This is a genomic window from Streptomyces sp. NPDC055254 (genome assembly GCF_053606025.1).
The window spans coordinates 1-13803 of record NZ_JBSGQV010000043.1; the positions used below are offsets into that span (position 1 = coordinate 1).

Genomic DNA, 13803 nt, shown 5'->3' on the forward strand with positions numbered 1-13803 from the left:
GCGCGGGGCATACCGGCGGGCCGCCGCGCGGCGCCGCGCTGCCGCGCCCCGCCGCGCCGCGCCGCCGCCCCCGCCGGACAACCGTTTCTGCCGGCTCCGGGACCCGTGCGGCCGGACGCGTGTGCCGCCCGGTCAGGCCTCGATGATCACCATCGGGATCTCGCGCGGCGCGGCCGCCGCCCGGTAGTCGTCGTAGGCGGGCCACAGGGCCGTCATGGCCTCCCAGTAGGTGTCCCGCTCCGCCCCCGTGGCCGTACGCGCCGTGCCCTTGAGGACGGCCGGCCCGACCTGCAGGCGGACCTCCGGGTGGGAGGTGACGTTCAGGTACCAGGCGGGGTGGGCCGGGGCGCCGTGGGCGGCGGCGAGGACGACGAAGCGGCCGCCGTCCTCGGTGTAGATCAGCGGGGTGCGGACCGCGCGGCCGCTCACCCGGTCCACCGTGGTGAGCAGGAGGGTGGGGACCCCGTGCCAGAGGTACCCGTCCGCGCCCGCGCTGTTCACGTAGGCGCGTACGTGGTCGAGCCTCGGGCCGGGCCGCGGGTCCACGGGGTGGTCCCAGTCGACGTCCAGTGCGTGCATTTACCTGTCCTTAGGGTTGTGGCCCCCGGGCGGCTAACGAGCATTCATCGATTCTGGATGCGGCCGACCCGTAGCGCATGCCGGCAGGTCTGGACCAAGCTCGTCGTATGGATCTGGAGCTGAGGCACCTCAAGATCGTCAGGGCCGTCGCCGGCGCCGGGAGCCTGACCCGCGCCGCCACCGCGCTGGGGCTCGCGCAGCCCGCGCTCAGCGCTCAGCTCAAGCGCGTCGAGCGGGCGCTGGGCGGGGAGCTGTTCGTGCGCGGACGGGAGGGCGTACGGGCCACCGCGCTCGGAGAGCTGGTGCTGGAGCGGGCGCGCGTCGTCCTGCCGGCCGTCTACGAACTCCAGGAGGACGCCCGGCGGTTCGCCCGCCGGGGCGCGGCGGGGTACCGGCTCGGCGGGACGCACGGGCCGCTGCTCGGCGGGCTCGTCGACCGGCTCGCGCAGCGGGAACCGGGGACGCCGGTCACCACCTACACCTCGTGGTCCGAGCGGGAGGTCGCCGCGGGCGTCGCCGACGGGCGGCTGGACTTCGCGCTCGTCGGAGTGTGCGGGCAGAGCCCGCCCCCGGAGCCGGGCCGCCTCGCCTGGACGGAGGTGGCGCGCGATCCGGTGCACGTGATGCTGGCCGAGGACCATCCGCCGGCACGGGCCCCGCGGGCCGAGATCGCGCTGGCCGAGCTGGCCGCCGAGGCGTGGACGGACGTGCCCGGTGACGGGTGCTTCGGGGACTGCTTCGCCGCCGCCTGCGTACGGGCCGGTTTCACGCCCGCCTGCGTCTACGAGACCGACACCGCCTCCTGTGTGCACCTGGTGCAGGTGGGGCGGGCCGTCGGGCTGTGCCGGGCCACCTTCCCGGCCACCCCGGGCCTGGTCACCCGGCCCCTCGCCGGGACCCCGCTGGTCTGGCGGCACCTGCTGGGCTGGCATCCGGCGGCCCCAGCCGCGGCCCGGGCCGCCGACGTGCTGGCGCGGGCCCGGGCCGCGCACGCGGAGGCGATGGCCCGGTCGGCCGGCCGCGCGCCGCGGCCTCAGGCCAGCAGCTCGGCCTTCTCGATGACGACCGGGACGACCGGGACGACCGGAACGTCGGCGTGCCCGCCCGCGCGGCCGGTCTTGACCCCGGCCATGGAGTCCACGACGTCCTGACCCGCGGTGACGGCGCCGAAGACGGCGTAGCCGAAGCCGCCCGGCGTCGGGGCGGTGTGCTCCAGGAAGGCGTTGTCCGCGGTGTTGACGAAGAACTGCGAGGTCGCCGAGTGCGGGGCGCTCGTGCGGGCCATGGCGACCGAGTACTTCAGGTTCTTCAGGCCGTTGGCCGCCTCGTTCTCCACCGGCGCCGGGGTGGGCTCCTGGTTCATGTCGGCCGTCCGGTCCCTTCCGAGGCAAAACGTGCCTTCCAGCTTCGTATACGCCCCGGCAGGGCCGTGCTCCGGCCCGGGGTGCGACCCCGGCCGGAGCCGACAGCAGCGTTCTCGCACGCCATCGCCCGCCACTGCCCCTAGGGCAGGTAGCGCTCGATGACCTGCGGGCCCTCCTTCTCGATCAGCTTGCGCGCCTTCTCGACCCGCTCCGGAGTCGGGTCGTGGCCGGTCGCCATCACGAGGTCCTCGGGGTCGTACGGTCGCTCCCCGCCCGTGAAGAGCCGGTCCGACCGGGTGGGCTGCTGGTCCGATTCACTGTCCATCGCGTACCTCCTCCTCTGCCCCCTTGGCCCCCATCCTCCGGCGACCGGGCCATGAACGCACCTCGGCCGGGCCCCGGCCCCGGGCATATCACCGGCGGAGGGGCCGACCGGCAGCTCCCGCAGACCGGTTCGCCTTCCTACGGTTTCCGCAGACCCCGCCCCACCCCCCACGGAAACCGAGGAGACCACCCATGCTCAAGCGACACGTCCGCGCGGCGTGTACCGCCCTGGCCGCCGCCGGGCTGCTGCTCGCGGGGACGGGCGGCGCCCTCGCCGACTCCGACCCCGCCGCCCCGTCCGCGGCGATCACCCTGCGCACCGCCGAGGCCCCGGCCGAGCTGCTCACCGCCATGCGGCGCGACCTCGGGCTGACCCCCGCGCAGGCCAGGACCCGGCTCGCCCGCGAGGCCGAGGCGGGAGCCACCGCCGCCCGCCTCCAGGCCCGGCTCGGCCACGCCTTCGCCGGGGCCCGGGTGGACGGCGCCGACGCCGCCACCCTGACCGTGGCCACCACCCGGGCCGCCGACATCGCCGCGATACGGGCCGCCGGGGCCCGGCCGGCAGTGGTCCCGCACGCCCTGGCCGACCTGGACACCGTGAAGGCCGCCCTGGACCGGGCGGCGGGACCGGCGACGCCCGTGCGGTACGTGGACCCGCGCTCCAACACCCTCGTCGTCGAGGAGACCGAGCCGGGCGCGGCGGCGGGCCTCCTGGCCGCCACCGGTACCGACGCGGCCCTGGTCACGGTGATCCGCACGGCCGAGGCCCCGCGCCCGCTGTACGACCTGCGCGGCGGCGACGCGTACTACATGAACGGCAGCGGCCGCTGCTCCGTGGGTTTCCCGGTCACCAAGGGGACCACCCAGGGCTTCGCCACCGCAGGCCACTGCGGCCGCCCCGGAACCACCACCAGCGGCTTCAACCAGGTCGCCCAGGGCTCCTTCCAGGCCTCGGTCTTCCCCGGCAGCGACATGGCCTGGGTGGCGGCGAACGCCCAGTGGGCCTCCACCCCGTACGTCAAGGGCAGTGGAGGTGCGAACGTCCAGGTCACGGGCTCGGTGCTGCAGCCGGTCGGGGCCTCGGTGTGCCGCTCCGGATCGACCACCGGCTGGCACTGCGGGACGATCCAGCAGCACAACACCAGCGTCACCTATCCCGAGGGCACCATCTCCGGAGTGACCCGTACGACGGTCTGCGCCGAGCCCGGTGACTCGGGCGGCTCGTACATCTCCGGCAGCCAGGCCCAGGGCGTCACCTCCGGCGGCTCGGGCAACTGCTCCAGCGGCGGGACGACCTTCTTCCAGCCGCTGAACCCGATCCTGTCGGCGTACGGCCTGACCCTCAAGGTCGCCGGCGGCGGTCCCGGCCCCGGCCCCGGTGACCCCGAGCCGGGCGGCACCTGGAAGGCGGGCAGCGTCTACGCGGCGGGCGCCACCGTCACCTACGGCGGTGCGAGCTACCGCTGCATCCAGGGCCACCAGGCGCAGACGGGCTGGGAGCCGCCGAACGTGCCGGCGCTCTGGCAGCGCCTGTAACGGCCGCGGTCCGGACGGAGCGGCCGGGGTGCCGCGACTGCCGAGGGGGGAGTCGCGGCACCCCCCGCGCACCGGCCGCGGGTACGGGGCTCGGGGTACGGGCCCCCGGCCCGGCCGCAGCTCGCGGCCGCGGGTACGGGCCGGTACGGGCCCCGGCGCCGGTTCAGGCCAGGGCCGTGACCACCGCGCCGAGGGCCACCAGCAGCCCGCAGATCCCGAGGTTCACGGTCCGGTGCTCCCAGAACACCGCGACGAACTCCCGGATGGTGGCGCTCGGCCAGAAGTACCGCGCCGTCGGCGAACCCAGCACCTGTCCGTCGACCCCGGCCTTGCGGGCCATCATCGCGGCCCGGAAGGCGTGGAAGTTGTTGGTGACCACCACGCACCGGTAGCCCGGGTGGTCCGCCAGCATCAGCTCCCGGGAGAACAGCATGTTCTCCTCCGTCGTGCGGGACCGGTCCTCCAGTTGGACGTGCTCCGCCGGAACGCCCCGTTCGATCAGCCAGTCCGCCATCGCCCGGGCCTCGGGCACCCTCTCGTCCGAGCCCTTGCCGCCCGAGGCGAGGAGCACCGGCGGCCGGCCGCTCCGGGCCAGCTGCGCCTCGTAGATCTGCTGCCCCTTGCGCAGCCGCGAGGCCAGCAGCGGCGGGACCCGGTCCCCGCCGACCAGGCCCGAGCCCAGCAGCACCACGTAGTCGACGTCGCCGCGGACCTTGATCCGGCCGTAGAGGTAGGCGTACCCGAGGAAGCACAGGAAGACGAAGGAGACGTAGGCGACGACCAGGGTGAGGGTGGCGGTGACGCCGTTCGCGACGGTGGAGCCGAACCGGCCCACCAGGAGCAGCAGCGCGATCATGCCGAAGATGCCGAGCCCCGCGACCAGCGACAGCAGGTTCGGCGGGCGGCCGCCCTCCTTGCGGACCATCGTCACGCCGTTGCCGACGAGGAACACGCCCAGCGCCAGGATGCCCAGGGTGGGGACGGCGAAGACGAGCAGGACCACGGTCATGGCCGCCCAGTGCGGCAGCTCGGCCACCTGGAGCAGCAGTGCGAAGGACAGGGTGGTGAAGGTCAGCCCGAACAGCACGGCGTTGCGGAAGCGGCGGCGGTCCTTTAGCGCGCTGACGCAGAAGGCCAGGAAGAACAGGGCGGGAACGGCGAAGGCGACCATGCCGACCATCGTAAATGTCATACAGGAACGGGAGTACGGCGTACGGAGCGCCCGGCGAGCACGTCCGTCCGGCGCCCGTCCCGTATGACGAAGCGTCCGTCGATCAGCACGTGCGGGATCCCGGTGGGCAGCGCGCGCGGATGCTCGTACGTCGATCCGGCCGCGACCGTCAGCGGGTCGAAGAGGACCAGGTCGGCGCGGTGCCCGACCCGCACCAGCCCCCGGTCGGGCAGCCGCAGGCGCGCCGCCGGACGGCCCGCGAGGTGCGCGACGCACTCCTCCAGGGAGAGCACGCCCAGCTCGCGTACGTAGTGGCCGAGGTAGTGCGGGAAGGTGCCGTAGGCGCGCGGATGGGGTTTCGCGCCCTGCAGGATGCCGTCCGAACCGCCCGTGTGGACGCGATGGCGCATGATCGCGCGGACGTTCTCCTCGTGCCCGACGTGCTGGAGGACGGTGGGCGCGAGCCGGTCGCCGAGCAGCAGCCGCCGGACGGTGTCCCAGCCGTCCACACGGGTGCCGACGTGTCCGGCGAACGCGGGATCGCCGACGCCCGAGATCTCGATGGTCGACCAGTCCACGGGGACCCCGTGGCAGCCGTCCGCACCCTCCACCTCCAGCGCGTACCGGATCCGCTCCGCCACGGCGTCGTCGCGCAGCCGGGCCAGGACCGCCTCCGGACCGCCCTCGTTCGCCCAACTCGGCAGCAGCGCGGCCAGCGTGGTGCAGCCGGGGGTGTACGGGTAGCTGTCGAGGGTGAGGTCGGCGCCGTCCGCCAGCGCGGTGTCCAGCAGGGCCAGCAGCTCGGGGGCGCGGTTCTCGTTCTCGCCGAAGTTCATGGTGGCGTGCGCGAGGTGCAGCGCGCAGCCGGCTTCGCGGGTCAGCCGGATCATCTCGGCGTAGGCGTCCAGCGCGCCCCGGCCGTACGAGCGGTGGTGGGGGCAGTAGTAGCCGCCGTACCGGGCCACCACCCGGCAGAGCTCGGTCAGTTCGCTCCCGGAGGCGTACATGCCGGGCGTGTAGGTGAGGCCGGACGACATGCCGACGGCGCCCTGGGCCAGTCCCTCGGCGACCAGCCGCCGCATCCGGTCCAGCTCCGCGGGCGAGGCGGGGCGGTCGTCCCAGCCGACGGCGTACGCGCGGACCGTGCCCTGCGGGACCAGGTAGGCGGCGTTGACGGCGATGCCCCGGCCGCCGTGCGCCCGGTCCAGCCGGTCGAGGTACTCGCCGACCGTGCGCCAGTCGAAGTCGATGTCCTCGCCGGAGCCGTTCCAGCCCGCGACGGCGGCCCGTACCTCGCCCTGGGTGCGCTCGTCGGCGGGCGCGTACGACAGTCCGTCCTGGCCCAGGACTTCGAGGGTCACGCCCTGGGCGGCCTTCGCGGCGTGGTCCGGGTCGCGGAGCAGGGCGAGGTCGCTGTGGGCGTGCATGTCGACGAAGCCCGGCGCCAGCGCGAGGCCGTGCGCGTCGAGGGTGGTCCGCCCGCCCGGCAGCGCACCGACGGCGGCGATCCGGCCCTCGTGGACGCCCACGTCGGCGGTGTACGAGGGCCCGCCCGTGCCGTCGACGACGCGGGCCCCGCGGATGACCAGGTCCACGCCGGCGGCCTAGAAGAAGGTGCGGACGTAGTCGGTGACCGTGCCGTCGGCCTCCACGACCGGGATCAGCGGCCACTTCTCGAAGATCGTGCACGGGTGGGACATGCCGAGCGCCACCCAGTCGCCGACCCGAACGTCGTCCGCGGAGTCGGTCTCCAGCCAGGCGTGCTGGTCGGAGAGCTTGACCACGCGGATGCCGGTGGCGGGTCGCTCGGTCCCGGTCCCGGTCCCGTCGGCGTCGGCACCGCGGACCAGCTCGGCCTCGGGCAGGCCCAGGTCGTAGGCGATGTCGCGCTTGCCGGCGTTGACGAAGGCCTGGGTGGGGGAGGGGCGCGAGACGACCTGCGTCCAGAGGCGGAACGCGGGGCGCAGGGCGCCCTCCTCGGGGTGCCGGTTGAAGGGTGTCAGGCGGGTGTACCAGCCGTGGTCGTGCGAGACGTACGCGCCGGAGCGCAGCAGCCGCAGGGTGGGCCGGGACAGCTCGGGGAGCTCGGCGAAGACATCGGCGACGGCGTCGAACCAGGCGGAACCGCCCGCGCTGACGACGATCTCCTCCAGGTCCGCGGCGAACCGCCCGGCCTTGTCGAACTCGACCGCGAGGGCGGTGAGCCGGCGCAGGTAGGCGTGGACGCGGGCCGGATCGGCCTCGGGGACCTCGGCCTCGTACCCGGCGATGCCGACGAGGCGCAGGGCGGCGGCCCCGGCCACGGCATCGGCCACGGCGCGGCAGTCGTCGTCGGTGCGGACCCCGGTACGGGCACCCTCGCCGGCGCCGAGCTCGACGACGACGTCGACACGGGCGGGCGCGCCGCGCAGGGCGCGGTCCATCAGCTCGACGCCGCGCACGGAGTCGACGTAGCAGACGAAGCGGAAGTCGGGGTCGGCGGCGAGCTCGCCGGCGACCCAGCGCAGGGCGGCGGGATCGACGAGCTCGTTGGCGAGGAAGATCCGCCGGATGCCGAAGGCGCGGTAGACGCGCACCTGGTGGGGAACGGCGGCGGTGATGCCCCAGGCGCCGTGGTCCAGCTGGCGGCGGAAGAGCTGGGGGGCCATGCACGTCTTGCCGTGGGGTGCGAAGGCGAGGTCGTGGCGGGCTGCGTAGCTGCCGAGGGCGGCGAGGTTGTGCTCCAGCGCGTCCGCGTCGAGGGTCAGCACCGGGGTGGTGAAACCACCGGTGTACAGGTCCCGGCGCTGTGCGGCCAAGGCGCCGACGGTGAGGCCCTGCGTCTGGGCGTCCGGGGGGAGGCCCTTGAACCGGTGGTCGACCGGTTCGTCGGCGAGTGCCTTGACGGGGTCGCTGGCCATGCGGGTGCCTCCCGGGGATGCGCGTGTGTTGCGTCGGCTGCAACTGCCGTTGCGTGTGTCGCTGCATGCTGTCTAACATCCCGGGTGACGGCGGGTCAACGTGTGCTCCGCCGCCGGGGCGCCGCCCCGGACCCGCGCCGCGATCGCCGGCGGGACGGAATTCGGCCGGGAAGGGACCGCATGAGCCCCCGGGTAGGGACCGCATGAGCCAGTCGGTGGAACGCGCGCTCACCATCCTGCCGCTGCTCGCCCGCGGGCCCGCCGGGCTCGGCGCGGTGGCCGAGGAGCTCGGCGTGCACAAGAGCACCGCGCTGCGCCTGCTCCGCACCCTGCACGAGCACGGCTTCGTCTACCGCCAGCCCGACGGCCGCTACCGCCTCGGCGCGCAGCTCTTCGCGCTCGCCGCCGAAGCCGTCGAGAACCTCGACGTCCGGGAGATCGCGCACCCGCACCTCGTCGAGCTGAACCGGGCCACCGGTCACACCGTGCACCTGGCCCTGCACCAGGACGACGAGGTGGTGTACATCGACAAGGTCGACAGCCGCTACCCCGTCCGCATGTACTCCCGCATCGGCAAGCCCGTGCCCCTCACGGTCGCCGCCGTCGCCAAGCTGCTGCTCGCGGACCTCCCCGAACCCGAGCGCCTGGCCCTGGCCCACCGCGTGGAGTACCCGCGCTACACCGCCCGCTCGACCCCGGACGCCGCCGCGTTCCTGCGCGAGCTGGACCTCGTACGGGAACGGGGCTGGGCCACCGACCTCGGCGGGCACGAGGAGTCCATCAACTGCCTGGGGGCTCCGGTACGCGGCCCGGACGGGCGGGTCGCCGCCGCGCTGTCCGTCTCCGCGCCGAACGTGGTCGTCAGCGCCGAGGGGCTGCTGGAACTGCTGCCCCAGGTGCTGCGCACCGCCGACACCATCAGCCGGGAGTACTCCGGCTCCGCATCCGGACCCGATTCCCCCTCCGCACCGAAGGACGGCACCCCGTGACCGAGAAGACCGCCATCACGCCCGACACGCACACCGCGCCGCCCGCGAGGTTCTCGCACGGCGTGCGCAAGGGGAACATCCTCCAGGTGGCCGGCCAGGTCGGCTTCCTGCCGCACGTCGAGGGCCGGCCGCCCACGCCCGCGGGGCCGACGCTGCGCGAGCAGACCCTCCAGACGCTGGAGAACGTCCGTTCCGTCCTGGAGGCCGGCGGCGCGGGCTGGGACGACGTGATGATGATCCGCGTCTACCTCACGGACACCGGGCACTTCGCCGAGATGAACGGCATCTACAACGCCTACTTCGAGGAGCAGGGCCTCAAGGAGGCCCCCGCCGCCCGGACCACCGTGTACGTCGGCCTGCCGGCCGGGCTGCTCATCGAGATCGACGCCCTCGCCGTCCTGGGCTGAAGCGCGCCGACGGGCGCCCCCCTGGCGGTGGGGCGCCCCCGGACAGGCCCGCGGCTAGACGCAGTACTGCGCTTCCTTGCCGATCGAGCGGTACATGCAGTCCGCGTTCTCCAGCAGCTGGAGCACCGCCTCCTTGTTGCGGGAGGTCTCGCGGTCGATCACCTCGTCGGGCGGGTAGAAGCCGCCGCCGGACGAGCTGGCCGGGTACATCTCGAAGGTGTAGGCGAAGATCCTCTGGCTGCCCCACAGCCAGTCGTCGATCGTCCCGTCCGTGATGTACAGGTCGCTCGACTGCTCCGGGGTGTAGCCGTTGCTCGCCGCCATGCTGGTGCCGATCTTCTTGAACACGGCGAGGTCGTCGGCGGTCAGCCCCGGCGCGGTGTCGTTGTAGGTCCAGCCGAAGGGCCACAGCACCAGCTGGCTGTAGGTGTGGAAGTCGATCGAGGCCTTGATCTGCTGCTTGCCGCCGACCACCCGGCTGCGGACGAAGTCCGAGACGACCTTGACCTCGGGCGTCGATTCGGGAGCCGTGCCCCGGTAGGTCTCGGAGCTCTTGCTGCCGCTGGAGCCGCCGCAGCAGCCCCACTTGTAGTTCCAGTTCCGGTTCTGGTCGGTGCCGACGTAGGAGGAACCGGAGTTGGGTTGGCGGTTCTTGCGCCAGGAGCGGTAGGAGCCGGTGGCGATGTCGTACTCGCCGCCGTCCGGGTTGAGGTCCGGGATGATCCAGATCTCGCGGCTGTTGATCGCGTTGGTGACCCGGGACTCCGTGCCGTACTTGGCGCCGAACTCCTTGAGCAGGTACAGGGCCATCTCCACGGTCAGGTGCTCGCGCGCGTGCTGGTGCGCGGTGAAGAGGACCTCGGGCTCGGCCTCGTCGGTGGCGACGTTGTCACTGATCTTGATCGCGAAGAGGTCGCGGCCCTGGTACGACTTCCCGATGACCCGCTTGCTCATGATGCCGGGGTACTGGGCGATGCGCTGGTCGATCTCCGCGCTCGCCTCGGCGTAGTTGTGGTACCTGGAGTCCGCCGAGGGGAAGTCCATGGTGCCCGCCGCGATCCCGGGCAGGGAGCGGTCCGGCGGTCCGGGGAGGGCGGTGAGCGTGTAGCCCCGCGCGCGCAGTTCCCTGGCCTGCATGGGGTCGGCGCTGACGACGACGGTGTGGTCGTCCACCTCGTCGATGGACACGCCCGTGCTGAGCAGCGCCGTGCGGTCGGCGACCGTGGAGGGGCCGTGGATCCGGTACTGGACGACGGCCTCGTCCTGGGTGGCGGTGGAGGGGACGGCCGGTGGGGAAGCCGTGGCACTCATGCCGTAGGCGGGTGCGCCCAGCGCGAGTGCCAGCAGGGCCGCCGTGACGGCGGCCCTCCGGCGGGTGTGGAGCCGCATGCGTTCTCCTGGGTGGGGAGTGTGGGGGTAGCCGTGCGGACGCGCACAGCGTGCTCTCGTGGCATGTCCCGGTCAAGAACCGGATGTGCCGACCGACCCGAATCGGCCACCCCCACACCTACCGCCTACGGCAGGGCGTGGACCTTGGGACCCACCGCGTTGGACCAGGCGTGACCCGCCTTGGCGTCCCAGTTGGTCGACCAGGTCATCGCACCGCGCAGGCCCGGGTAGGTCTTCGACGGCTTGAAGGACCCGCAGTTCGTGCCCCGGGCCAGGCAGTCCAGGGCGTTGTTCACGACGGTCGGGGAGACGTAGCCGCTGCCGGCGCCGCTGGGAGAGGCAGGTACGCCGATCCCCACCTGGGAGGGGTCGAGGCCGCCCTCCAGCTGGATGCAGGCGAGGGCGGTGAGGAAGTCCACCGAGCCCTGGGAGTAGACCTTGCCGTCGCAGCCGTTCATCGAGCCGCTGTTGTAGTACTGCATGTTGACGACGGTCAGGATGTCCTTGATGTTCAGGGCCGTCCTGAAGTAGCCGCCCTGGGTGGACTGCATGTCGATGGTCTGCGGGGCCATGGTGATGACCAGGGAGGGGCCGGCCTTCTGCGACAGCGAGCGCATGGCCTGCGTCATGTAGGTCGGGTTGAGGCCGTTCTCCAGGTCGATGTCGACGCCGGTGAAGCCGTACTCCTGCATCAGCGCCCAGGCGGAGTTCGCCAGGTTGGTCGCGGAGGCGGAGTCATTGACCGAGATCGTGCCCTTCTCGCCGCCGATGGAGAGGATGACGGACTTGCCGGCGGCCTTCTTCGCGGCGATGTCGGCCTTGAACTGGGGGACGGTGTAGCCGCCGAGTCCGGCCGAGTCGAGGTTGAAGGCGATGGCGCCGGGCGTCGGCGTGGCGTCGGCGAAGGAGACGGCGATGATGTCGTACTGCGCGGAGACGTCGGAGAGCCTCTGGACGGTCGCGCCGTTGTTGAAGTTCTGCCAGTAGCCGGTCAGGGCGTGCTTGGGGACCGAGGGGTTCGGACCCGAGCCGCCGCCGGTGGTGGTGCCCGTGACCGCGGCGGACCGGGGGCCCTCGCCGGCGGCGTTGTACGCGCTCACCTGGAAGGAGTACGAGGTGGCGGCGGTGAGTCCGGTGATCTGGGCGGAGGCCGGGGTGACGCTCTGGACCCGGACGCCGTCCTGGTAGACGTGGTAGCCGGTGGCGCCGCCGACGGCGTTCCACGAAAGGGTGAGTGCGGTCGAGCTCTGGCCGGAAACGGCGGTCCCGGCGGGGGCGCCGGGGATGCCTGGACCGGGGTCGGTTCCGCCGCCGCCGTCGGGGCCGAAGACGCTGAACTCGTCCACGACGTAGGCGGGCTGGCCGTACCAGCCGTGCGTGTAGACGGTGACCTGGGTGGTGTTCGGACCGGTGGAGAAGGTGGTGGAGAGCTTCTGCCAGCCTGTGCCGGAGCCGGGGGTCCAGGTGGACACGTCCTGGGTGCCGGTCCCGGTCGCGCCGAGGTACACGTAGCTGCCCTGCACCTGGGTGCTCAGCGTGTACGTCGAGTTCGGCTTGACCGTGACGGTCTGACTGCAACGCGCGTTGTCGGAACCGGCCGGGGTCGCCCGCAGGGCGCCGGCCCCGGAGTGGACGGGCGAGCCGACGGAGGCTCCGCTTCCGGCGGAGCAGGACCAGTTGGCGAGACCGGACTCGAAGCCGCCGTTGCGGACCACGTTGACGTCCGCGGCTTGGGCCGTACCGGTCGCGAGGGCGGTCAGACCGCCGGCGGCGAGGGCGGCGGCGAGCGGCAGGGTGAGGGAGCGTATGCGTTTCACTGGGGCTCCGGTGGGGGGAGGAAGGGGGTGGAGCGAGCAAGTGGGGTGCTCGGGAGCCAAGTTGGTCCAGACCAATCTCCCTGTCAAGGCTCTTTTCGAAGTGGCTTGAAATGACCGATTGCCCGATCCTTGTTGTCCGGGTTTTTGACCACCTGTGACATGTGCCCGCGGGTACGGGAATCGGCAAGGCCCTGCCCTGTCAGGGACGACGCCGATATGGTGCTGGAGCAAGGGGTGGGGGCACCTCCCGGCGGTCGCCGGGGATGTCGATCGTTTGCGCTCGCGCCGTGCGTGCGCGTGCGCGACGGGCACCGGACGGTCATGTCGTGGGCACGTGACGAGCGGGGCGACCTCCCGGCGGCAGCCGGGAAAGGCGACCGCGGCGTCATGGGGTGAACAGGGGGATTCGCGTGCCGGCCGCCATCGCTGTCACCAGCGCCGATCTGATCCTTCCGGCCCCCGACCGGCACACGCCGGGGGCCGCCGTACTGCATCCGCCCGAGGAGCTCGACCTGGAGGGCGCGCTCGCCGAGACGAGCGCCCTGCTGGAGCGCCACGGCCACCTGGTGGTCGTCGTGCCCGACTGGCTGCCCCGCACCACCGTCCAGCGGCTGCACACCGTACGGGCCATCCTGGAAACCGACCGGATCGCGCTCCTCCCCACCGGCCTCCCGCCGCTCGCCACCGCCCTGCTGGTGCGCCAGCTGCGCCAGCTCAGCGTCTGCGACTTCAGCCCCGGGGTCGTGGCCGCCGCCGCCCGGCTGCTCTCCCACTACATCCACGCCGGCGCCCTGCTGGGCTCGGTTGCCAAGCTCGACCGGGTCCCGGTCGGCCTCAAGGCGCACGCCAGGTCCTGGTCGCCGGCCGCGCAGTTCGCCGTGCTCGCCCACCCCGCGCCCCATCTCGCCCGGCTCGGCGCCACGGGTGTCCACGCGGGCGGCGCCCTGCCGGCCGGCCCCGAGTTCGCCACCCACCTCACCTTCGCCCGCGGCCAGCTCGCCTCCGACTGGGTCGCCGCCGAACTCGCCCCTGCCTGGAAGGTGCAGGGCGTCATGGAGAACCCGCTGCCGGCCGGCTCGCCCGGCTGGTGGGGCACGCCGAAGCTGGTGGAGTTCGCCGCCGGCATCCCCGACCCGTCCGTCCTCCACCAGCTCGTCGCCTCGGTCCGCCGCGAGGAGTGCCGCTGGTGCGGCCTGGAACTCATCGGCGACCGCTGCGGCTTCTGCGCCGCGCCGCTCACCGCACCGCCCCCGGCCCAGCCGGCGAGCACCGCCCGATCCAGACCCTGACTCCGGCCCGAACGTACGAAACGAACGAAGAACGGCGA

At 73.2% G+C, this 13803-nt stretch carries 13 protein-coding genes; 5 read left to right on the forward strand and 8 right to left on the reverse strand.

The genetic code is table 11. The features are described from left to right. Nucleotides 1–132: 132 nt before the first annotated feature. Nucleotides 133–579 (reverse strand): nitroreductase/quinone reductase family protein, encoded by a 447-nt coding sequence (locus ACWFQ8_RS28615; protein WP_453789166.1) that lies wholly within the window; start codon nt 577–579, stop codon nt 133–135. A gap of 107 nt (nt 580–686) precedes the next feature. On the opposite strand from ACWFQ8_RS28615, the gene ACWFQ8_RS28620 reads away from it, so the two are divergent. Continuing rightward, on the forward strand, nt 687–1730 hold the full coding sequence (locus tag ACWFQ8_RS28620) for a LysR family transcriptional regulator (protein WP_453789167.1): 1044 nt from the start codon (nt 687–689) through the stop codon (nt 1728–1730). Here ACWFQ8_RS28620 and ACWFQ8_RS28625 read toward each other — a convergent pair. Then, on the reverse strand, nt 1613–1942 hold the full coding sequence (locus ACWFQ8_RS28625) for a peptidylprolyl isomerase (RefSeq protein ID WP_453789168.1): 330 nt from the start codon (nt 1940–1942) through the stop codon (nt 1613–1615). The two genes, ACWFQ8_RS28620 and ACWFQ8_RS28625, sit on opposite strands and share 118 nt — an antisense overlap. Nucleotides 1943–2082: 140 nt before the next feature. After that, nucleotides 2083–2268, reverse strand: a complete 186-nt coding sequence (locus ACWFQ8_RS28630) for a hypothetical protein (RefSeq protein WP_362047664.1) — start codon at nt 2266–2268, stop codon at nt 2083–2085. Between the two features lie 191 nt (nt 2269–2459). Between ACWFQ8_RS28630 and ACWFQ8_RS28635 the strand changes: the two genes are divergently transcribed. Then, complete coding sequence (locus tag ACWFQ8_RS28635) at nt 2460–3803, forward strand: carbohydrate-binding protein (protein ID WP_453789169.1); 1344 nt, start codon at nt 2460–2462, stop codon at nt 3801–3803. A gap of 163 nt (nt 3804–3966) precedes the next feature. Here ACWFQ8_RS28635 and ACWFQ8_RS28640 read toward each other — a convergent pair whose 3' ends face one another. The 3 genes from ACWFQ8_RS28640 to ACWFQ8_RS28650 are packed head-to-tail and all read right to left on the reverse strand — an operon-like array spanning nt 3967 to nt 7874. Next, complete coding sequence (locus ACWFQ8_RS28640) at nt 3967–4974, reverse strand: YdcF family protein (RefSeq protein WP_453789216.1); 1008 nt, start codon at nt 4972–4974, stop codon at nt 3967–3969. Nucleotides 4975–4991: 17 nt separating this feature from the next. Continuing rightward, entirely contained in the window at nt 4992–6569 is a 1578-nt protein-coding gene (locus ACWFQ8_RS28645) for an N-acyl-D-amino-acid deacylase family protein (protein WP_453789170.1), read from the reverse strand. A 9-nt stretch (nt 6570–6578) separates the two neighbouring features. After that, entirely contained in the window at nt 6579–7874 is a 1296-nt protein-coding gene (locus ACWFQ8_RS28650; protein WP_453789171.1) for an alanine racemase, read from the reverse strand. Nucleotides 7875–8077: 203 nt separating this feature from the next. Here ACWFQ8_RS28650 and ACWFQ8_RS28655 point away from each other — a divergent pair, with 203 nt between their 5' ends. Continuing rightward, nucleotides 8078–8863: an IclR family transcriptional regulator gene (locus ACWFQ8_RS28655; protein ID WP_453789172.1), complete on the forward strand. Its 786-nt coding sequence runs from the start codon at nt 8078–8080 to the stop codon at nt 8861–8863. Next, on the forward strand, nt 8860–9270 hold the full coding sequence (locus ACWFQ8_RS28660; protein ID WP_453789173.1) for a RidA family protein: 411 nt from the start codon (nt 8860–8862) through the stop codon (nt 9268–9270). Before ACWFQ8_RS28655 ends, ACWFQ8_RS28660 begins: the two co-directional genes overlap by 4 nt. 54 nt (nt 9271–9324) lie before the next feature. Here ACWFQ8_RS28660 and ACWFQ8_RS28665 read toward each other — a convergent pair whose 3' ends face one another. Then, nucleotides 9325–10659 (reverse strand): M14 family metallopeptidase, encoded by a 1335-nt coding sequence (locus ACWFQ8_RS28665; RefSeq protein WP_453789174.1) that lies wholly within the window; start codon nt 10657–10659, stop codon nt 9325–9327. Between the two features lie 125 nt (nt 10660–10784). Continuing rightward, nucleotides 10785–12476 carry a chitinase gene (locus ACWFQ8_RS28670; protein WP_453789175.1) on the reverse strand — a complete coding sequence of 564 codons (1692 nt, stop codon included), beginning with the start codon at nt 12474–12476 and terminating at the stop codon, nt 10785–10787. A 410-nt stretch (nt 12477–12886) separates the two neighbouring features. Between ACWFQ8_RS28670 and ACWFQ8_RS28675 the strand changes: the two genes are divergently transcribed. Then, nucleotides 12887–13765 (forward strand): hypothetical protein, encoded by an 879-nt coding sequence (locus ACWFQ8_RS28675; RefSeq protein ID WP_453789176.1) that lies wholly within the window; start codon nt 12887–12889, stop codon nt 13763–13765. Nucleotides 13766–13803 lie beyond the last annotated feature (38 nt).